The following is an 18,455-nucleotide window of genomic DNA, read 5'->3' on the forward strand; positions in this document are numbered from 1 at the left end:
ACGCACCCCAGCGCTGCTTGGGCGCACCCGACTCGGCTTCAGCCGGACGGTAGCCGCGGTGGCCGGCGCTGCGGCTGCCGGGGCGACGGTCGTACCCTCCCGCGGATGCAGCGGTGCGACGGTCGCCGGCATCCGCTCGTCCGCCGCGCTCATCGCGTGCGCCGTCACGGGCGGGGCCGCCGTTGTGACGGTCGTGGAAAGAGGTCTTCTTCGCGCCGTAGCGCGGTTCGAAGTTCGCGGACGGACGTCCGCCGCGGGGCTTCTTGTTCTTCGGCATTGCGGTGTCTTTCTGTGTTCTCGCACGAGAACAGCGCCGCGCGCACGCGCGAGCACCCTGCGCCTGGTCGAACTCGACCAGCGGGGTTCCGGACTGTCAGCGGCCGGGGCCATTCATGTGATGGTTGATTAGCGTCGAGCGACGCTCACCATCGGCCCCTGGACTCACACTTCACACACATAAAACGTCCGCGCCAACGCGCGGGTGTCCGAAGCCGACCGCCCAAGTGTAGCCGACGCTCCTGAGAGACCGCCGACCCGATCGTGGCCGTACGATGACGAGGTGAGTACCGCTTCCCCCACCGGCGCCCAGATCAGCCTTCGACGCGGCGGGGTGACCGCACAGATCGCACAGGTCGGCGCCTCCCTGCGTTCGCTGCGCATCGACGATGTCGACCTCGTACCGCCGTATCCTCTCGAGCTGCCCACGCCGGCCTGTTCCGGCGTGGTCCTCGTCCCCTGGCCGAACCGGGTGCGCGACGGAGAGTGGGACGACGACGGCACCGCACGGAGGCTCGCGATCACCGAGCCGAAGCTGAACAACGCGAGCCACGGCCTGTTGCGCTTCACCGCCTACGAGGTCTCGCACACCGAGAGCGAAGCCGTGCTGCGTGCGACCGTCGTCCCGCAGACGGGATACCCGTACCTGATCGAGACGACAGTGGAGTACGCGCTCACGCCCGACGGCATCGACGTGTCGCACACGCTCACCAACCGGTCGACCACGTCCGCGCCCACGGCCCTCGGCACCCACCCGTTCGTGACGATCGGCGACGTGGACCCGCATAACCTCGTGCTGCGGATCCCCGCGGAGACGGCGTTCGACACCGACGACAGGATGCTCCCCACCGGCACCCGACCGGCCGATGCCGCTCTGCGCGAGGGCGTCCGACTGGGAGACGTCACCCTCGACACCGGCTTCACGGATCTCGCCCGTGATCCCGACCGACGCGTGCGCCATTCGCTCACCGCGCCGGACGGTCGCCGCGTGACGCTCTGGCAGGGCGAGGGTTTCGACTACGTGCAGGTGTACACGACACCCGCTTATCCCGGTCAGAGCCTCGCGGTCGCGATCGAGCCGATGACCGCACCGGCCGACGCCCTGAACAGCGGCCTCGGCATCCGCCGGCTCGCCCCCGATGAGACCTGGACCCTGCACTGGGGCATCACTCTGAGCTGACTCGACGCGGCTCGCCGCGAACTCCCCGACGAGAACAGAGAGCGAATGACGCCGCGCCGGCGAGTCGGATGGTGACTCGCCGGCCGCAGCGCACATGATCTCCGTTTCGGCCGGGCGGCGCCGAGAAGGCGCTACTCCCCGCGCTCTCGCAGCTCGCGGCGGGTGAGCTGCGGCGCGTGCGGCAGGCCGGAGGCATCGATCAGCACCGGCTGAGCCGACGCCACGGCGGCACCGGATGCATCCGGGCCGACAGGAGCATCCGGAGCCGAGGTTCCTCCGGCATCCGTTCCTCCCGCCTTGCGCGCTGCGCGTCGCTCCTTGGCCCCCTCGACGAGGTTGTAGAGCGTGGGCAGCACGATCAGCGTCAGCACCGTCGACGAGATCAGACCGCCGATCACGACGATCGCGAGCGGCTGCGAGATGAAGCCGCCGTGACCCGTGATGCCGAGGGCCATCGGAGTGAGGGCGAGGATGGTGGCGAGTGCGGTCATCAGGATCGGTCGCAGACGCTTCTCACCACCGGCCTTCACCGCCTCGATGGTCGACAGACCCTTCTCCCGGTACTGGTTCACGAGGTCGACGAGCACGATCGCATTCGTCACCACGATGCCGATGAGCATCAGCACGCCGATCAACGACGCGACGCCGAGCGGCACACCCGTGATGATCTGCAGCAGGATCGCCCCGGTCGCCGCGAACGGCACCGAGATGAGCAGCAGCAGCGGCTGGCGCAGCGACTTGAAGGTCGCGACCATGACCACATAGACGATCAGGATCGCCGCGAGCATCGCCAGCCCCAGCTGCGAGAACGAGTCGGCCTGCTGCGACGCGACACCGCCCACTTCGGCGGATGCACCGTCGGGCAGGTCGACCGCCGCGAGCGCGGTGTTCACGGACTGCGTGGCCGTGGCGAGGTTGTCGGACGCCGGCGGCACGGTGATCGTCGCGGTACGACGGCCCTGCTCCGTGGTGATCGAGGTGGGTCCGTTCTGCTGCTCGACGGTCGCGATGTCCTGCAGCTGCACGACGCCGCCGGGCGTCGGGATGGTGAGCTGCTTGAGCGCGTCGACCGTGGTCGGCGGGTTCGGGGTCACGATGTAGACCGTCAGCGCGGTGTCGTCGATCTCGACGGATCCCGCCTGCTGCGGGCGCATGGTGCCCGAGACGATGGCACCGACCGCGACCTCGGAGAGTCCACGCTGGGCGGCGGCTTCCCGGTCGACCACGACGGCGATGTACGGCAGCGACGCGGCGAGGTTGTCGCTCACCTGGCCGACGCCGTCCTTCCCGTCGAGTTCCTTGACCAGCGCGGTGGTCGCCGTCTGGAGGTCGTCCGAGCTCGAGGCGCTGACCGTGATCTCGATGTCGCTCGATCCGAAGCCGGCCGAGGCCGAGACCGCGACATCCCCGACATCGTCACCGAGGCCGTCGATCGCATCCTGCACATCCGCGCGGAGCTTCTCCTGATCGGCGTTCGAGTCGGTGAGCACCGAGTACGTGACGCCCGCACCGCCCGAGAAGGCGTCGCTGAGCGCCGAACCACTGGTGCCGATCGAGGCCTGTACGTGCTCGATGCCGTCGATGTCGAGCAGGGCGTCTTCGACCGCCACCGCCGCATCCGACTTGGCCTCGAGGCTCGCCGTCGGGCCGAGGTCCTGCGTGATCGTCATGGTGTTCTGGCCGGAGTCGCCGAGGAAGTTGACCTTCATCAGCGGCGCTGCGGCGAGCGTGGCGCCAAGCACGACGACCGCGAGGATCACCGTGACACCGGAGTGCTTGAGCGTCCAGCCCAGGATCGGCCGGTACTGGCGCTGCAGCCACGTCGGCGGCGCGTCCGGGTGCTCTGGGTCGATCGCATCGCCGTGCTCGTCGAGCAACGGCTTGCCCGGCTTGAGGAACCAGTAGGCGAGCACCGGCACGATCGTCAGGGCGACCAGGAGCGAGGCGACCATCGCGATCGTCACCGTCATCGCGAACGGCCGGAACAGCTCGCCGACCATGTCGCCGACGAAGACGATCGGCAGGAAGACCGCCACGGTCGTGATGGTGGACGCCGTGATCGCCATCGCGACCTCGCGCACCGCGAGGCGGATCGCATCACCCTTGTCGGCATCGCCCACGTAGTGACGTTTGATGTTCTCGATCACGACGATGGAGTCGTCGACCACGCGACCGATCGCGATAGTGAGCGCACCGAGGGTGAGCACGTTCAGCGAGTAGCCGAACGCCTGCAGCCCGATGAAGGTGATGAGCACGCTGGTGGGGATCGAGATCGCGGTGACGAGGGTGGAGCGCACGGACATCAGGAAGACGAGGATCACGAGCACCGCGAACACCAGGCCGAGCATTCCCTCGGTGGCGAGCGTCTCGATCGACTGCACGATGAACGGCGCCTGGTCGAAGATCACCGTGAAGGTCGCGTCCGGGAAGGCGTCGCCGATCGTGTCGAGCGCGGCGATCACGCCGTTGGACACCTCCACGGTGTTCGCCGCGGGGAGCTTGGTGATGGAGATCGACAGCGCATCCTTGCCGTCGACACGGGAGATGGAGGTGACGGGGTCGGACTCCTGCACGACCGTCGCGACGTCGCCGATCGTGACGTCGCTGCCCACCAGCGGAAGGGCGGCGATCTCCTCGACCGAGGTGATCTTCGCCCCGGTCTGCACCGTCAGCGTCTGACCGTTCTCGGTGATGTCGCCGCCGGGGAACAGCGTGCCGTTCTGGTCGAGTGCATCATTGATCGCCGACGTGCTCTGGCCCGCGGCAGCGAGCTTCGCCACGTCGGGCGTGATGCTGATGCGCTGACCGACCCCGCCCACGATCTCGGCCGCGTTGACGCCGTCGACGTCCTCGAGTTCGGGGATCGCGACGGATTCGAGCTGGGCCTGGGCGTTGTCCGCGTCCTCGAACCCGGTGACGGCCACCTGGATCACGGGGAAGTCGTCGATGGAGACCGACAGCACCTGGGGCGTCACATCCTCCGGCAGCTGCGACGAGATGCGGTTGATCGCCTGCTGGATCTTCTGCTCGGCCGTGGCGAGGTTCGTGCCGTAGGAGAACATCGCCTGCACGATCGACGCGTTCGTCGTGCTGGTCGCCGTCGTCGACTCCAGGCCGGGCACGCCCTGGATCGCCGCTTCCACCGGGGTGGACACGTCGTTCTCGACGACCTCGGGCGATGCGCCGGGGTAGGTCGTCATGACGACGAGTGCCGGCAGCTCGAGCGAGGGGATGAGTTCCTGCTTGAGATTCGTGAGCGCGAGCCCGCCGAACACCGCCGCGACGATGGTGATGAGGGCGATGAGCGCGCGGTTCTTCAGGCTCAGGATGGCGAGTTTCGACAAGGCGGTTTCCTCGGTGTCAGGGTATGGCTGTCGCTGCGGAAGGGGTGGAGACGTCGTCTCCGAGGATCCGCGCCAGTGCGGACTCGATGAAGGACTGGGCAAGACGGTCGTCGCGGATCTGCGTGCTCCACATGACGCCGTCGATGAAGATCATCGCCGCTCTGGCACGGTCTTCGCCATAGGTCGGCGTGAGCAGGTCGACCAGGCGGTCCGACAGATGGCGGGCGAGATCCCGCAGGCGGGGGTCGTGCACGGCGGCGGTGACCACGGCGCGGTCGGCCTGCACGGCATGGTGGTCGTCCATGCTCTCGAACACGAGGGCGGCGATCACGTCGGGGCTGTCACCGCGTTCGGCGAGGGTCTGCCGCACGCCGTCGAGACGTGCGTCGACCTCTTCGGCGAGCGCACGGAAGGCCGCGGCCCTGAGGTCGTCGAGGGTGTCGAAGTACTGCGTCGTCGCCCCGAGAGGCACCCCGGCACGCGCGGCCACCATGCGGTGTGTGACGGCGTCGGCGCCCACCTCGACGATGAGCTCGGCCGTCGCGGTCACGATCTCCCGACGGCGCGCCTCAGGGTCACGTCGCCGACGCTCCCCTTGCCTCATCCCGCCCCCTTGGACATCCGTACATGTACGTTTGTACATTTCAGGATTGTGAAGATGCTGGGAACGGACCTCGCCCTCGCTCCGCACGGAGTCGTAGACCTCCAAGGTGTCGGCGGCGAACGCAGGGCCGGCGGTCAGGATGATGCGGTGCCGCACCAGGTAGGCGGGCACGTATTACCCCGATCCCAGCACCGCGAGGGCCGCGGTGCACTCATACCAGCGCGGCCTCGACCTGCCCGCGCTCGAAGTAGGCGACGAGCTCGGGATCCAGCGGCGGGATCTCGATCGCGGAGCCGTCACCCCGCAGCGACGCGGTGGCGAGGATGCCGGCGGCGACGGCCTCGCGCGCCGCGACGGGCGACGTCTCGGTGAGTCCGCCGTGGCGCACGAAGCGCAGGAACTCCGCGACGAGCAGGGCGTCCGCACCGTCGTGACCCGCGTCGGGCACCTCCGGGACGATGAAGGTCTCGTCGGCCGCCGCCGCTCCGGCATGACGACGATTCCACAGCTTGACCTCGCTGCCGGCGACATCGCCGAAGTTCTCGATGCGACCCTCGGTGCCGATCACGGTGTAATTGCGCCAGTAATCCGGTGTGAAGTGGCATTGCTGGTACGACGCGAAGATCCCGCCCTCCAGCTGCATGTTCACCATCGAGATGTCCTCGACGTCCACCACCGGGTGCAGTCCCGTCAGCGCGGTCGGCGGCCAGTTGTCCATGCTGAACCAGTCCGGCATCCGCTCCCCGGTGCGGTCACGCCGATCGGTGATGTCGCCGTACACGCTCAGCGCGCCCATCGCTGAGACCCGCTCGCTGTAGGCGCCGGCGAGCCAGTGGATGATGTCGATGTCGTGGGCGCCCTTCTGCAGCAGCAGTCCCGTCGTGCGTCGGCGATCGGCGTGCCAGTCCTTGAAGTAGAAGTCGCCGCCGTGACCGACGAAGTGCCGCACCCAGACGGCCTTGACCTGGCCGATGCGTCCGCTCTGGATCAGACCGCGCATCAGCGTGATCACGGGCATGTGACGCATGTTGTGCCCGATGTAGAGCCCGGTGCCGGTGCGGCGTGCGGTCTCGAGCATCGCGTCGGCGTCGGCGAGGTCGATCGCCAGGGGCTTCTCACAGAACACCGGAACTCCGGCTTCGAGGGCCCGGATGCTGAGCGCGGCGTGCGTGTCGTCGGGGGTGAGCACCATGACGGCGTCGACGCCGGAGGCCAGCAGCTCGTCGAGAGAGTCGGTGACGAGCGCATCCGGCACGAGAGCGCGGGCGTCGTCGCGAGCGCGCGGTGCGAGGTCGCACACGGCGCTGATGCGCGAGCCGTGTCCCGGGCGATGCACCTCTTCCTGGAGGGTCGAGCGCGCGCCGAAGCCGATGATGCCGATCTGGAGATCCACGATGGTCCTTCTGTGTGATGAGTCTGTGCAGGATGCCGAGGTCAACGAGCCCGCGGTGCGGGGGCGTCGAGGTCGGTCGATCCGCCGGGGAAGAGCGCCCATGCGAAGTCATGCAGGCGCCCGGGGGTGGGTTCGGTCTCGAGGGCGCGGTCGACGATGATGCGCGCCTGCCGCTCGTAGAAGTCGGTGGGACCGACGGTCGTGAGCGTGGGCGCGATCAGGCGGGCGTCCGGGGTGTTGCCCACGCCCACCACCGCGACGTCGTGCGGCACCCGGAGGCCGAGCATGTGCGCGGCGTTGATCGCGGCGATCGCGGCGAAGTCGGTGGTGGCGTACACCGCTCGCGGTCGGTTCTCCCCCGACAGCAGCTCCACCGCGGCGGTGAAGGCGCTCGCCTGGGTGTCGGCATACGTCACCGTCCAGCTCGGGTCCGGTTCGATGCCGGCGGCCGCCATCTTCTCGACATAGGGCGTGTAGCGCGTGATCTGCGTGCCGGCGAGGCGCACGGCGCCCTCCGCGGCGATGCATCCGATCCTGGTGTGCCGCTCCAGCAGATGGTCCATCGCGATCTCGCAGCCGGGGATCGCATCCGAGCGGATCACATCGAAGCCCTCGGGTTCGAGATGTTCGGAGAACACCACGAGACGCTGACCGCGACGCACGAGGTCGTCGAGGTTCTGCCGCGCCTCGTCGTCGAGGCCGACGCCGTCGAGGTACGCCACGTCGCTCTCGACCCGGTCGAGGGCCGCGTGCCAATCGCCGTCGGCGAGGATCAGCGTGGTGAGCCCGTGCTTGTTCGCCTCGGCGTTCACCGCGTCGGCGACCGCCAACGACCACGGGTCGCTCAGCATGTGCAGCGACAGCTGCACCATGCCGCTGCGTCCGGTGCGGATCGCCCGCGCTGCACTGTTCGGGCGGTAGTTCAGCTCATCGGCTGCGGCCAGCACGCGTGCGGCCGTGGCTTCGGCGACGCCGGCGCCCGACGCCGCCCCTGCGCGTCCGGAGAACACATACGACACGGTCGCCGTCGACACCCCGGCCCGTTCGGCCACCATGCGCAGTGTCGGGCGCCGGGGCGCCTGGTGCTCGCTCTTCGCCATGTCTCAGCCCTTCGATCCGCCGAACGCGATGCCCTGGATGAACTGCCGCTGCAGGATCATGAAGGTCACCAGCATCGGCAGCGTCGCCAGCAGCGCGCCGGCCATCAGCACCGGGTAGTCGGTGCCGTGGATGCCGACCAGCTGCGAGAGCCCGACCGACAGCGGCATCTTCGCGGGGTCGGTCGTCACGATCAACGGCCAGAGCAGATCGTTCCAGGACCACAGCACGGTGAACACCACAAGTGCGATGATGCCAGGCTTCGCGAGCGGAACCATGATCCGCCAGAAGGTCTGCCACGGATTCGCGCCGTCGATGCGCGCGGCCTCTTCCAGCTCGGCCGGCATGGACATGAAGAACTGCCGCATCAGGAAGGTGCCGAAGGCGCTGAAGATGCCCGGCACGATGAGCGCCTGCAGCGTGTTGAGCCAGCCCAGCGACTGGATGATCTCGTACTGCGGCAGCAGGTACAGCTGCGACGGCACCATGAGCACCGAGAGGAACACGACGAACAGGGCGTTGCGGCCGGGGAACGGGATGCGTGCGAACGCGTAGCCCGCCATGGTGCACAGCACCACCTGGCCGACCGTGCGCCCGACCGTGAGCCACACGGAGTTCAGGAACATCTGTCCGAACGGCATCGAGTCGAACACCTCGGCGAAGTTCGTGAACACCCACTCGCGCGGCAGGAACGACGGCGGCACCTGCACCGAGTCGGACAGCGTCTTGAACGAGGTCAGCAGCTGCCAGACGAACGGGAAGACCATCAGCACCGCGCCGAGGATCAGCACGAGGTGCACGATCCAGAGGCCGCGGTTCCGCGGCTTCCCCGCCCGGGTTCCGGAGCGGCCCGCGGGGGCGCCGACCACGGCGCGTGTGTCGAGCGAGACGTCACTCATAGTGCACCCACTTCTTCTGCAGACGGAACTGCACGATCGTGAGGATCAGGATGATCACGAGCAGGAGGAAGGCGATGGCGGCCGCATAGCCGCGGTCGTTGTCGAGGAAGCCCGCCTCATAGAAGAGATAGACGACGGTGCGGGTGTTCGGCATCGCGGGGTTGCTGCGGCCGAGCATCATGTAGATGAGGTCGAACACCTGCAGCGCGCCGATCACACTGATCACGCTGACGAAGAAGATCGACGGCGACAGCAGCGGGATCGTGATCGAGAAGAACTTGCGCACCGGGCCCGCGCCGTCGAGGTCGGCCGCCTCCATGATCGTGTCGGGGATGCCCTGGAGTCCGGCGAGGAAGATGACGATGTTGGTGCCGAGCCCCGCCCAGATGCCCACGACGGCGATCGCGACCAGCGCGGTGTTCGGGTCGGTGAGCCAGCTGCGGCCCTCGATCCCGACGGCACCGAGGGCCGCATTGAGCACTCCGTAGTCGCCGTTGTAGATCATGCGCCACACCAGCGCGATGGCTGCCGGCATGGTGACGACGGGGATGAAGTACAGCGTGCGGTAGGCGCTGCGCCCCTTGAGGCCGGCGGTGTTCAGCAGCGCGGCGATGCCGACCGCGAGGGGAATGCCGATGAGGGCGATGATCGTGTAGATCGCGGTGTTGCGGAGGGCTCCGATCAGCTCGGGGTCCTGGAACAGGCGCGTGTAGTTCTCGATTCCCACCCACTCGGCCCCGCCGAACGGGCCTGACTTGGTGAACGAGATGATGAGGGTGCGGACGGTCGGCCAGAGATAGAACGCGGCGATCCCGAGGGTGGTCGGGCCGAGGAAGACCAGCGCCCACCAGGGGGACGCTCCCGGACTCCGTCGGCGGCGGCGGGTGGCTGCNNGCCGGGGGGGGGGGTGCCGGGGCTCTGCGGCTCCGGCACCCGCTCCGCCGTCTCGACCGCGCGCGGCGCGATGACGGTCATGCGGTCACTCCTGCTCGGCGTCCAGTGCCGCCTGCATCTGGTCGGCGAGATCCTGGAGGCCGTCCTTCGGGGACACCGCGCCCGACCACACCTGCGAGAGCACCTCGCTCTCGATGCTCGTCCAGGCGGAGGTGTTCTTCGAGGCCGGGTACGGCACGGCGTTCTCGAGCGCGTCGATGTAGACCTGAAGGTCGTACTGGGGCAGAGCGTCGACCCACGCCTGCTGCGTGCCCTCGAACGCGGGGATCACGGTGCCGGTCTCGGCCTGGATCTTCGCCGCCTGCTCTCCGGAGGCGAACTCGGCGAACGCCTTGGCCTCGGCGAGGTGTGCGCTCTTCGCGTTGGCGACGTTGCCGACACCGTGGATCACGCTCTGGTTGCCCTCTGCTCCGGCGGGGAGCGGGGCCACATCGACGCTGCCGCCGATGTCGGCGTTGTCCGCGTAAGCGATGGCCGCCCAGGATCCGTTCTGGAACATGGCGACCTTGCCGGAGAGGAAGAAGTCCTCGGGGTTGGTGTCGGTCATCTGCTGCGCCGTGGGCGAGGAGCCCGCCGCGATCAGGTCGGTCCACAGCTCGATGCCGGCGAGCGCTTCGGGCGAGCCGTATCCGCTCTTCGTCCCGTCGGCGGAGATCACCTCACCACCGGCCTGGGCGATCGAGTTGTAGAAGTTCTCCTGGCCGTACTGGCTGGCGGCGACCCCGAACTGGCCCTTCGCGGGATCGGTGAGCTTCGCGGCGGCCGCGGTGAAGTCGTCCCAGGTCCAGTCCGCGGAGGGGTACTCCACACCCGCCGCGTCGAAGAGCGCCTTGTTGTACCAGAGGGCGACGGTGTCGAAGTCCTTCGGGGCGCCGTAGAGCTTGCCGTCGTAGGTGTAGAGGTCGATGAGGCCCTGCGGATAGTCCGCGGCGTCGAGGCCACCGTCATCGAGAGGAGCGAGCTGCCCGTTCGACGCGTAGAGCTGGAAGTTCGGGCCGTTCATCCAGAAGACGTCGGCCGCCGAACCGCCGGATGCCGCCGTCTGCAGCTTCGTGAAGTACTCCTTGTACGGCGTGACCTGGATGTCGATCGTGACGTTCGGGTTCTCCTTCGTGAAGGCAGCGGCGATGTCTTCCATCGCCGGTTTCTGGTTCTCGTCCCAGATGGCATAGCTGAGGGTGACCTCGCCGTCGGCGCTGCCGCCGCCCGTCGAGGAGGAGGAGCAGGCGCTGAGGGCGAGGACAGCGACCGCTGACGCGGCGAGGGCGCCGAGAGCGCGGCGGGTCGTACGGGGCATCGGTGTCTCCTTCGACAGGTGCACGAGTGCAGAAACGGATGTTAATCGTTTAGCGTTAATCGATTAGCAAGGAGAGTAGCCCGAGGGGGCCGCACCCCGCAACCCTCGATTACAGGGCTGAACCGAGGGCGAGACCGAGGCCCGCGGCGAGCAGACCGAGCAGCAGCATCCCGATCGCATTGAACGTCGACGCGGGGCGCTCGCCGTCGCGCCACAGGGCCACCGTGTCGAGCATCGCCGTGCTGAAGGTCGTGTAGCCGCCCAACAGCCCGGCGCCGAGAAGGAAGGCGGCATCCGGCAGGGCGGTGGTGACCAGTCCGAGCGCGAACGAGCCCGTGAGGTTCACCAGCAGGATGCCCCAGGGGAACCGACGACCCGCGAGACGGGCGACGCCGAGATCGGCGAGGTAGCGCAGCACCGCGCCGACCCCTCCGGCGAGCGCGGCACCGAGGAACAGCAGCGGGCTCATGATGCCCGTCCCGTCCGGGGCCGGCCGAGACGCAGCCCGAGAGCTGCCGCACCGAGCCCGAGAACGAGGCTGCCCACCGCGTAGGCGGCGGCGAGAGCAGGCACGTCAGCCCACAGGGCGACAGTGCCGGTCATGAACGCGCTGTAGGTCGTGAATCCGCCGAGCACTCCGGTGCCGAGCGTCAGCCGCAGGTCGGCCGATGCGGGCAGGCGGGCCGCCAGCACGCCGATCAGCAGGGCCCCGACGACGTTGGCGATGAGCACCGCGACGGGGATTCCGCCCCCATCCGGGAGCGCGAGGCCGAGGCCGAGCCGCGCGGCCGTACCCACCGTGCCGCCGGCGGCGACGAGCAGGATGCGGCGGAGGTTCACGTCCGCCACTGTAGTCGCCGAGCAGCGCGGCGTTCGCCGGATGGCAGCGGCCCCTGCGGATGTCAAGGCGGTGGATACCAGGACGCGAAGGGCGTTGACTGACGACATGAATCCCCTGTGGAAGCTCGACCGCACCCTGCCCGTCGGATCCCCCTTCGAACCCGGCGCGCACCACGACGTCGTCATCGTCGGCGCCGGGATCACCGGTCTCTCCACGGCGGTGATGCTCACCAGAGCCGGGCTCGACGTGGCCGTGATCGAGGCGGGCGAGGTCGCCGAGCTCGCGACGGGGGCCAACACGGGCAAGCTCTCCCTGCTGCAGGGTGGCCAGCTCGCGACGATCCGGCGCCATCATCCGGCTGCGCTCGTGCGCGCCTACGTGGACGCCAACCGCTCGGGCATGGAATGGCTGCTCGCATTCGCCGAGCTCGCAGGAGTCCCCTTCACACGACACACCGACCACTCGTACGCGCAGGGCCCTTCCGGCATCGACACGGTCGACGAGCAGCACTCCGCGGCTCGGGAAGCCGGATTGCCGACGCGATTGGCGTCGCCCACCTCACTCCCCGCGACCCCGTTCCCGGTGGCCGCCGCCGTGGCGCTCGACGAGCAGGTCGCGATCGACCCCGTGGCCGTTTGCCTCGCCCTCACCGAGGAGCTTCTCACCGGCGGCGGCACGCTCCACACCGGCGTTCGCGCGACGGGAACCCACGCACTGGCCGGTCGCGTCGACACCGCGCACGGGCCGCTCTTCGCCGACCACATCGTGCTCGCGACGGGCACGCCGATCACCGACCGAGGTCTGTACTTCGCCAAGACGCGGGGGCTCCGGTCGTACTGCGTGTCCTTCCGCGTGCCGGACGGCGTTCCGGAGGGCACATTCCTCTCGGTCGACGGACCGACGCGCTCCATCCGCCCGGTGACCGTCGCGGACGGCCCCGGTGGTGGCGCCCGACTGATCGTGGGCGGCAACGGGCACCCGGTCGGCCGATCCGGCGGCGAGAGGGCCGCGGTGGAGGACCTCGTCGCCTGGACGCAGCTGCACTTCCCCGGCGCGGAGGAGACGCACCGCTGGTCGGCGCAGGACTACGAGTCGCACGACCTGATCCCGTTCGTGGGGGCGATGCCGCGCGGCCTCGGCCGCATCCGCTTCGCGACGGGCTACGGGAAGTGGGGGCTGTCGAACGCCCCCGCCGCCGCGCAGCGCCTCACCTCCGAGATCCTGGGCACGCCCCGACGCGACCGCCCGACCTGGATCACCATGATCGGCACGCGTCTGACCGTGCCCGCCGACCTCGCTCGCGGTGCGGTCGAGGGCGGCAAGGTCGCGACGGCGCTCGCTTCCGGTTGGGTTGAGGCGGAGCCCCGCCGCACGCCGGTGCCGCAACCGGCCGAGGGCCAGGGCGTGGTGGCGAATCGCGCCGGGCGCCCGGTCGCGGTCTCCACCGTCGACGGTGTGACGCGCGCCGTGAGCGCGGTGTGCACGCACCTGGGCGGCGTGCTCGCCTGGAACGACGCCGAGTGTTCGTGGGACTGCCCGCTGCACGCCTCGCGCTTCGCGCCGGACGGCACCCGCCTCGAGGGTCCGGCGCTGCGAGACCTCACTCCCCTGACGCCGGCGGACCCGGAGTGATGTCGCCGGTGGGAGGCGCGCCGTCCCACCCCTGCTGCGGCGTCTCCCCGTTCTCGCGGAACACGTACTGCGACACGAGCTTGCGCTGGCTGCTCGACCAGTCGATCGCGGGGCGACGCTGTTCCGGCGGCAGGTAGCCCAGCCGGTAGACGGCCATGAGTTCGAGATCGTCCGGCACCCGCAACAGCTGCACGATCTCGTCCCAGCGGCCCGGCACCTCCATCGGGAACGAGATGAACTGGATGCCCATGCCGAGCTCGACGGTCGTCAGCCAGATGTTCTCGACGGCGGCCCCCATGCTGAACTGGCAGTAGAAGTCTGCAAGCGGGTGAGCCCCGCGCTCCGCCCGATCGAGCATCACGCCGAAGATCAGCGGGGATCCCGCGACCAGCTTGCGATTCTCCTCGCCGAGCGTCTGCGGCACCCTGAGCATCCGCATCATCGCGAGCCCCGAGGCCGTGAACACCGCGCGCGTGAACGGGCGCAGAGGTGCGGGCAGCTTGTCGAAGTACATGCCGGAGCGATGCTCGGCCATCTCCTCCGCACTGAATCGGAAGTGCCGCTTGTAGCGGGTGAAGAACGATCCCTCGCCGATGACCGCGGTCATCGACTCTCCGCTCACCCGCGCGATCGTCTCGATGGTGTCGCGATCCTCGATCACCACGAAGCGCCAGGGCTGACTGTTGAACTGCGACGGCGCGGAGGCCGCGGCCGCGATCAGCAGACGCTGATGCTCCTCTGAGACCGGATCCGGGAGGAACGGTCCGTTCGTCGTTCTCCGATTGAACAGCACATCGCGAAACTCCATGCTCGCCTTCCTCTCACTCCTTCCTGGACCCTACACGCGGTGCAGTGTCAGAAGGCGGCGACCGCCCAGAGCAGCAGCGCAATCGCGAAGCACGGTGCGGCCACCAATCCGATGATGATGTGCGTGCTGGGACGGCGGCGCACCGGTCTCCCCACGAAGGGCAGCGTCAGGAGTGGCACCAGAGCGACGATGAGAGCGGCGCCTCGAGCACCGTGCTCTGGGAACGAGGTCGCCGCGGCTATCGCGGTGAGCGCGAGCGCGACGAGGAAGACGCGACCGTGCCATGAGCGCGGCACACTGCGGCCGCGCAGGCTCGCCGTGCCGATGCAGACGTTGCCGGAATACGCGAGACATGCGAGCAGCGTCCACGGCACCTCCGCAACCATCAGCGTGCGGTCACATCAGGTCGGGGTTCTTCTTCGCGTAGGCCTCCGCCTCTTCCTCACTGATGACGATCAGCCCACGCGGGGTGTTGGAAAGCGCGTTCAGCGCCTTCAACCAGGTCATGTTGAGTTCGGGGCGCTTGCTGCCGGAGAAGCGGAAGGCGACCGTGACGTACGGCGAGAGCCACACCGATACGCGTCCGCTGCCCTGGTCCGGAGTGCGCGACCAGCTGAGGAAGAAGCTCTCCTGCTTCACCAGTTTCTGCCCGATGACCGTCTTCAAATGCGTGAGGAGACGATCCTCGAACTCGTAATCATTGCCGCCATGAATCAGAAAACCCATGCAAGCAGCATGGCACATCCGGACGGATTCGGGCAGGATCGATTTCGTTTTACCCGCAGTGCTGCGGCCTCCGCTCGACTCCCGCGTATACCCGCCCCTCCCCCGAAAACACAACCGTCTAATCAACACCGCGAATGCATGCGAGAGTCTCACCATGAGAACGATCACCTACGCTGGAGAAACCGTCACCACCACTGACGACGTCGCCGAGGCGCTGGTCAAACTCACGGCCGCCGTCGCGAAGAACGGACGTGCCGAGGCGGTGAGGATCCCGATCGTGACCGACGATCACGATCGGGTGGGCACCGCCGACCTCGTCATCGGAGTCGGCAACGACGTGCTCTCGCTCCCCGCCAAGTGGGAGGGAGAGGAGCAGCCGGACTTCTCAGAGCACGCCGAAGAACTGCGCACGCATCCCAGCTTCCCGCAGCTGGTGACCGGAGGCCCGCTCCTCGATGAAGAGATGCGAGCCCCCGACTGGGATTACGAGTTCGACGGCTTCGATCGATCCTGACGCGCCGGTCACGCGGTGGGCTCTCCCCGCGAGAGCGCTCACACCGAGCCGAACGCGTGCACCGGCCTTCCATGCGCTCCCCCGTCGAACATGTAGATGGCTCCTGAACCCGGAGCGGCCCGCAACTGCGCTTCGGTGAGGTTCTCGCGCGCAGTGCCGACGAGGACCCGACCGAGACCCGGTCCGGCGAAGGCGACCGAGGTGACATTCGGCACAGGAATCGCGACCTCCTCGATCAGTTCTCCCGCTTCCGACCACCGCGCCACCACGCCCTCGCCGTAGAGCGCATTCCAGAACGTCCCGTCCGCGGCGAGCGCGAGGCCGTCGCCGGGCCGCCCCGACACGAATGGCTCGAGCTCCCCGAGGAGGCCATCCGGGCCGTACGAGCCGCGATAGACCGTCTCGATCGAGGTATCCGTCACGTACTTGGTGCGCCCGTCGTCCGACCATTCCAGGCCGTTCGTGATGCCGAAACCGCCCCGGAGTACCGTGACCGCGCCGTCCGGCGCGACAGACCAGAGATCCGCATCCGGCGTATCACCGATGACGGTCATCCCGCCGACCACGAAACGTCCGAACGGATCGACCTTTCCCTCGTTCAGACGCATCCCGTCGCGACGGTGCCGCAGCCGCGCCAACTCGCGAACCACTGCGCCTTCGGCGTCGAGCAGCACGACGGAGTCCCGGAGCGATGCGACATACCCCTCGTCGGGGCCGGGTTGCACCGCCGAGAGCGGTGGGAGCAGGTGGACCACGCGATCCTCACTGCCATCCACCGCCCCGTCGAGGCGTCCGCGATGCAGCAATCCAGCCACGATGTCGACCCACACGACCTCCTCGGTGCGGGCATCCCACCAGATGCTCTCGACGAGAATTCCGGGCGTCGAACGGAACACCTGCATCTCGCGCTCGCTCATCACGGAGTCGGCATGCCGCCGTTGACGTTGAGCGTCTCCCCCGCGACATAGCTCGACTCCGCCGAAGCGAGGAAGACGTATGCGGGCGCGAGCTCTGCAGGCTGGCCCATCCTGCCGAACGGGGTCTCTGCGCCGAACTCCTCGATCTTCTCCTGCGGCTGGCCGTCGCTCGGCTGCAGCGGCGTCCAGATCGGCCCCGGCGCGACCGCGTTGACGCGAATGCCCTTGGGGGCGAGCTGAGCCGCGAGCCCCTTCGTGAATGCGTTGATCGTCGCCTTCGTCGACGCGTAGTCGACGAGGATCGCAGCCGGCGAGTACGCCTGGATCGATGTGGTGTTGATGATGGTCGACCCGGGAGCAAGATGAGGCAGGGCCGCCTTCGTGATCCAGAACATCGCGTACACATTCGTCTTGAACGTGTCGTCGAACTGCTCATCGCTGAGGTCGGCGAGTGACTCCTGGAACACCTGCTTGCCGCCGTTGTTCACCAGGATGTCGAGCCCGCCGAGCTGGGACACCGCATCGGCGACGAGCGTGCGGCAGTACTCGGCATCGCGCAGGTCTCCGGGCAGCGTCGCCACCGTGACTCCGGCGTCGCGGAGGATGCCTGCGATGCGCTGCGCATCGGTCTCCTCCTCCGGCAAGTAGGAGATCGCGACGTCGGCTCCCTCGCGCGCGAAGGCGATGGCGGTCGCCGCACCGATTCCCGAATCGCCACCGGTGATGAGGGCTTTGCGGCCCTGCAGGCGGCCGGTTCCGCGGTAGCTCTCCTCGCCGAGATCGGCCTTCGGGGTGAGGTCGGCGTCGAGGCCCGGTTCGGGCATGTGCTGCTTCTGCGGCTTGATATCCGCGTACAGTTCGGCAGGGTTGACGAAGGTGTACTGGTCACGTGACATGGTGTTTCCTCTCACTCGTGTTTCCTGAGGCGTGTTCGTGCAGCCACTCGGTCGCAGCAGCGTCGGAGGTCGCGCGTCTCGGCTGCACGCATCGCGATCCGGAATGCCATGCGCCCATCGTCGAATGCGGTGCGGCATCACGGCAGAGCCTTGCGTCCGGCCCGTCTCCCGCGATAAGAGTGTGGCATGCCCACCCGTCTGCTCATCATCGCCGATACCCACTTGCCGAAACGGGCGAAGCGAATGCCAGGGGCGGTGCTCGCGGCTGCGGCGACGGCCGACGTCGTGCTGCACGCGGGCGACTGGGTGGATGCCGCGACCCTCGACCTGCTGCAGGCCTCCTCTCGTTCGCTCGTCGGCGTGTGGGGCAACAACGACGGCCCGGAGTTGCGCGCGCGGCTTCCCGAGGTCGCGCACATCCGCGTCGAAAAGCTCGACATCGCGATGGTGCACGAGACCGGTGCCGCAGCGGGGCGCGAGCAACGGGCGGACACCGCATTCCCCGACGCCGACGTGCTGGTCTTCGGCCATTCGCACATCCCTTGGGACACGGTCTCACCCGGCGGCATGCGCCTGCTCAACCCGGGTTCCCCGACCGATCGTCGCCGCCAGCCACAGTGCACCATGATGCTCGCCGACGTCGACGGCGCGGATCTCTCCGTCGAGCTGATCCCCGTGGATCGCGACGCCTGACTCACTCCCCCTGATTACGCGCGGATGGCACATGATCGGCACTCGTGCAAGGCCCGTCCCCTCTCGAATTCCTTCGACTACAAACGGTGTCACACCGGCAACGATCCGGCGTGGAAGGAGAGAACATGTCCCATGAGAATGAGCTCCTCGGGAGCGGAAACGCGAATCCGAATCGCACACCATCATCCGGCACGGTCGACACCGCCAAGGAGGAGGCCGGCGAACTCGCCCACACGGTGCAGGAGGGTGCGAGCAACGTCGCCCACACCGCGAAGGACGAGATCGGCAACGTCGCTGAGGAAGCATCGATGCAGTTGCACGAGCTCGTCGCGCAGACGACTCGCGAGCTGAACGACGAAGCCTCCAAGCAGCAGTCGCGGCTC

At 68.3% G+C, this 18,455-nt stretch carries 18 protein-coding genes and 1 pseudogene; 4 read left to right on the top strand and 15 right to left on the bottom strand.

Features of this window, described 5'->3' with window-relative positions:
* Window positions 1–277: pseudogene (locus tag B2869_RS15985) on the bottom strand (ATP-dependent helicase); the annotation flags it as partial.
* A gap of 282 nt (window positions 278–559) precedes the next feature.
* Between B2869_RS15985 and B2869_RS15990 the strand changes: the two are divergent.
* The gene (locus B2869_RS15990) at window positions 560–1,456 is read left to right on the top strand and encodes an aldose 1-epimerase family protein (protein ID WP_292768726.1); all 897 of its coding nucleotides are present in this window, start codon (window positions 560–562) and stop codon (window positions 1,454–1,456) included.
* A gap of 131 nt (window positions 1,457–1,587) precedes the next feature.
* Here the strand turns inward: B2869_RS15990 and B2869_RS15995 are convergent, their stop codons facing one another.
* The 9 genes from B2869_RS15995 to B2869_RS16035 all read right to left on the bottom strand — a co-directional run bounded on the left by B2869_RS15995 (window position 1,588) and on the right by B2869_RS16035 (window position 11,885).
* Window positions 1,588–4,800: an efflux RND transporter permease subunit gene (locus tag B2869_RS15995; RefSeq protein ID WP_292768728.1), complete on the bottom strand. Its 3,213-nt coding sequence runs from the start codon at window positions 4,798–4,800 to the stop codon at window positions 1,588–1,590.
* Between the two features lie 16 nt (window positions 4,801–4,816).
* Entirely contained in the window at window positions 4,817–5,404 is a 588-nt protein-coding gene (locus tag B2869_RS16000; RefSeq protein WP_292768731.1) for a TetR/AcrR family transcriptional regulator, read from the bottom strand.
* 211 nt (window positions 5,405–5,615) lie between these two features.
* Window positions 5,616–6,797: a Gfo/Idh/MocA family protein gene (locus tag B2869_RS16005; RefSeq protein WP_197024835.1), complete on the bottom strand. Its 1,182-nt coding sequence runs from the start codon at window positions 6,795–6,797 to the stop codon at window positions 5,616–5,618.
* A 41-nt stretch (window positions 6,798–6,838) separates the two neighbouring features.
* Window positions 6,839–7,897 (bottom strand): LacI family DNA-binding transcriptional regulator, encoded by a 1,059-nt coding sequence (locus B2869_RS16010; protein ID WP_292768738.1) that lies wholly within the window; start codon window positions 7,895–7,897, stop codon window positions 6,839–6,841.
* 3 nt (window positions 7,898–7,900) lie between these two features.
* Window positions 7,901–8,794 (bottom strand): carbohydrate ABC transporter permease, encoded by an 894-nt coding sequence (locus B2869_RS16015; protein WP_292768741.1) that lies wholly within the window; start codon window positions 8,792–8,794, stop codon window positions 7,901–7,903.
* Window positions 8,787–9,521 (bottom strand): carbohydrate ABC transporter permease, encoded by a 735-nt coding sequence (locus B2869_RS16020; protein WP_292768744.1) that lies wholly within the window; start codon window positions 9,519–9,521, stop codon window positions 8,787–8,789. Before B2869_RS16020 ends, B2869_RS16015 begins: the two co-directional genes overlap by 8 nt.
* A gap of 252 nt (window positions 9,522–9,773) precedes the next feature.
* A complete protein-coding gene (locus B2869_RS16025) occupies window positions 9,774–11,045 on the bottom strand; it encodes an ABC transporter substrate-binding protein (RefSeq protein ID WP_029258390.1) in 1,272 nt (423 codons plus the stop codon).
* A gap of 109 nt (window positions 11,046–11,154) precedes the next feature.
* Window positions 11,155–11,514: a fluoride efflux transporter FluC gene (locus B2869_RS16030; protein ID WP_029258389.1), complete on the bottom strand. Its 360-nt coding sequence runs from the start codon at window positions 11,512–11,514 to the stop codon at window positions 11,155–11,157.
* Window positions 11,511–11,885 carry a fluoride efflux transporter FluC gene (locus tag B2869_RS16035; RefSeq protein ID WP_292768750.1) on the bottom strand — a complete coding sequence of 125 codons (375 nt, stop codon included), beginning with the start codon at window positions 11,883–11,885 and terminating at the stop codon, window positions 11,511–11,513. The genes B2869_RS16030 and B2869_RS16035 overlap by 4 nt, the downstream gene beginning before the upstream one ends.
* A 106-nt stretch (window positions 11,886–11,991) precedes the next feature.
* On the opposite strand from B2869_RS16035, the gene B2869_RS16040 reads away from it, so the two are divergent.
* Window positions 11,992–13,518, top strand: coding sequence for an FAD-dependent oxidoreductase (locus B2869_RS16040; RefSeq protein ID WP_292768753.1), 1,527 nt, complete (start codon window positions 11,992–11,994; stop codon window positions 13,516–13,518).
* Here B2869_RS16040 and B2869_RS16045 read toward each other — a convergent pair.
* From B2869_RS16045 to B2869_RS16055, 3 genes are read right to left on the bottom strand one after another with little or no spacing between them, the layout of a single operon-like run.
* A complete protein-coding gene (locus tag B2869_RS16045) occupies window positions 13,487–14,326 on the bottom strand; it encodes a nitroreductase family protein (RefSeq protein ID WP_292768756.1) in 840 nt (279 codons plus the stop codon). The two genes, B2869_RS16040 and B2869_RS16045, sit on opposite strands and share 32 nt — an antisense overlap.
* A 47-nt stretch (window positions 14,327–14,373) precedes the next feature.
* The gene (locus B2869_RS16050) at window positions 14,374–14,712 is read right to left on the bottom strand and encodes a hypothetical protein (protein WP_200332106.1); all 339 of its coding nucleotides are present in this window, start codon (window positions 14,710–14,712) and stop codon (window positions 14,374–14,376) included.
* 10 nt (window positions 14,713–14,722) lie between these two features.
* Window positions 14,723–15,052 carry a hypothetical protein gene (locus tag B2869_RS16055; RefSeq protein ID WP_090152662.1) on the bottom strand — a complete coding sequence of 110 codons (330 nt, stop codon included), beginning with the start codon at window positions 15,050–15,052 and terminating at the stop codon, window positions 14,723–14,725.
* A gap of 154 nt (window positions 15,053–15,206) precedes the next feature.
* Here B2869_RS16055 and B2869_RS16060 point away from each other — a divergent pair, with 154 nt between their 5' ends.
* The gene (locus B2869_RS16060) at window positions 15,207–15,566 is read left to right on the top strand and encodes a hypothetical protein (protein WP_200332104.1); all 360 of its coding nucleotides are present in this window, start codon (window positions 15,207–15,209) and stop codon (window positions 15,564–15,566) included.
* A gap of 38 nt (window positions 15,567–15,604) precedes the next feature.
* On the opposite strand, the gene B2869_RS16065 is transcribed toward B2869_RS16060, so the two are convergent.
* Both B2869_RS16065 and B2869_RS16070 read right to left on the bottom strand, forming a co-directional pair.
* Window positions 15,605–16,483 carry an SMP-30/gluconolactonase/LRE family protein gene (locus B2869_RS16065; RefSeq protein WP_292768767.1) on the bottom strand — a complete coding sequence of 293 codons (879 nt, stop codon included), beginning with the start codon at window positions 16,481–16,483 and terminating at the stop codon, window positions 15,605–15,607.
* On the bottom strand, window positions 16,483–17,379 hold the full coding sequence (locus tag B2869_RS16070) for an SDR family oxidoreductase (protein WP_090152673.1): 897 nt from the start codon (window positions 17,377–17,379) through the stop codon (window positions 16,483–16,485). The genes B2869_RS16065 and B2869_RS16070 overlap by 1 nt, the downstream gene beginning before the upstream one ends.
* Window positions 17,380–17,565: 186 nt before the next feature.
* On the opposite strand from B2869_RS16070, the gene B2869_RS16075 reads away from it, so the two are divergent.
* Window positions 17,566–18,072, top strand: a complete 507-nt coding sequence (locus tag B2869_RS16075) for a metallophosphoesterase family protein (protein WP_292768771.1) — start codon at window positions 17,566–17,568, stop codon at window positions 18,070–18,072.
* The last annotated feature ends 383 nt before the right edge of the window (window positions 18,073–18,455 follow it).

It is taken from the genome of Microbacterium sp. UBA3486 (assembly GCF_002377845.1).
GTDB lineage: Bacteria > Actinomycetota > Actinomycetes > Actinomycetales > Microbacteriaceae > Microbacterium > Microbacterium maritypicum_A.

What these genes read in the sequence shown, in the direction of transcription:
- B2869_RS16040 (WP_292768753.1), top strand. Translation starts at nt 11,992, where the DNA reads ATGAATCCCCTGTGGAAGCTCGACCGCACCCTGCCCGTCGGATCCCCC.
- B2869_RS16050 (WP_200332106.1), bottom strand. Translation starts at nt 14,712, where the DNA reads ATGGTTGCGGAGGTGCCGTGGACGCTGCTCGCATGTCTCGCGTATTCC.
- B2869_RS16015 (WP_292768741.1), bottom strand. Translation starts at nt 8,794, where the DNA reads ATGAGTGACGTCTCGCTCGACACACGCGCCGTGGTCGGCGCCCCCGCG.
- B2869_RS16075 (WP_292768771.1), top strand. Translation starts at nt 17,566, where the DNA reads ATGCCCACCCGTCTGCTCATCATCGCCGATACCCACTTGCCGAAACGG.
- B2869_RS16010 (WP_292768738.1), bottom strand. Translation starts at nt 7,897, where the DNA reads ATGGCGAAGAGCGAGCACCAGGCGCCCCGGCGCCCGACACTGCGCATG.
- B2869_RS16070 (WP_090152673.1), bottom strand. Translation starts at nt 17,379, where the DNA reads ATGTCACGTGACCAGTACACCTTCGTCAACCCTGCCGAACTGTACGCG.
- B2869_RS16065 (WP_292768767.1), bottom strand. Translation starts at nt 16,483, where the DNA reads ATGAGCGAGCGCGAGATGCAGGTGTTCCGTTCGACGCCCGGAATTCTC.
- B2869_RS16000 (WP_292768731.1), bottom strand. Translation starts at nt 5,404, where the DNA reads ATGAGGCAAGGGGAGCGTCGGCGACGTGACCCTGAGGCGCGCCGTCGG.
- B2869_RS16025 (WP_029258390.1), bottom strand. Translation starts at nt 11,045, where the DNA reads ATGCCCCGTACGACCCGCCGCGCTCTCGGCGCCCTCGCCGCGTCAGCG.
- B2869_RS16045 (WP_292768756.1), bottom strand. Translation starts at nt 14,326, where the DNA reads ATGGAGTTTCGCGATGTGCTGTTCAATCGGAGAACGACGAACGGACCG.
- B2869_RS16055 (WP_090152662.1), bottom strand. Translation starts at nt 15,052, where the DNA reads ATGGGTTTTCTGATTCATGGCGGCAATGATTACGAGTTCGAGGATCGT.
- B2869_RS16030 (WP_029258389.1), bottom strand. Translation starts at nt 11,514, where the DNA reads ATGAGCCCGCTGCTGTTCCTCGGTGCCGCGCTCGCCGGAGGGGTCGGC.
- B2869_RS16060 (WP_200332104.1), top strand. Translation starts at nt 15,207, where the DNA reads ATGAGAACGATCACCTACGCTGGAGAAACCGTCACCACCACTGACGAC.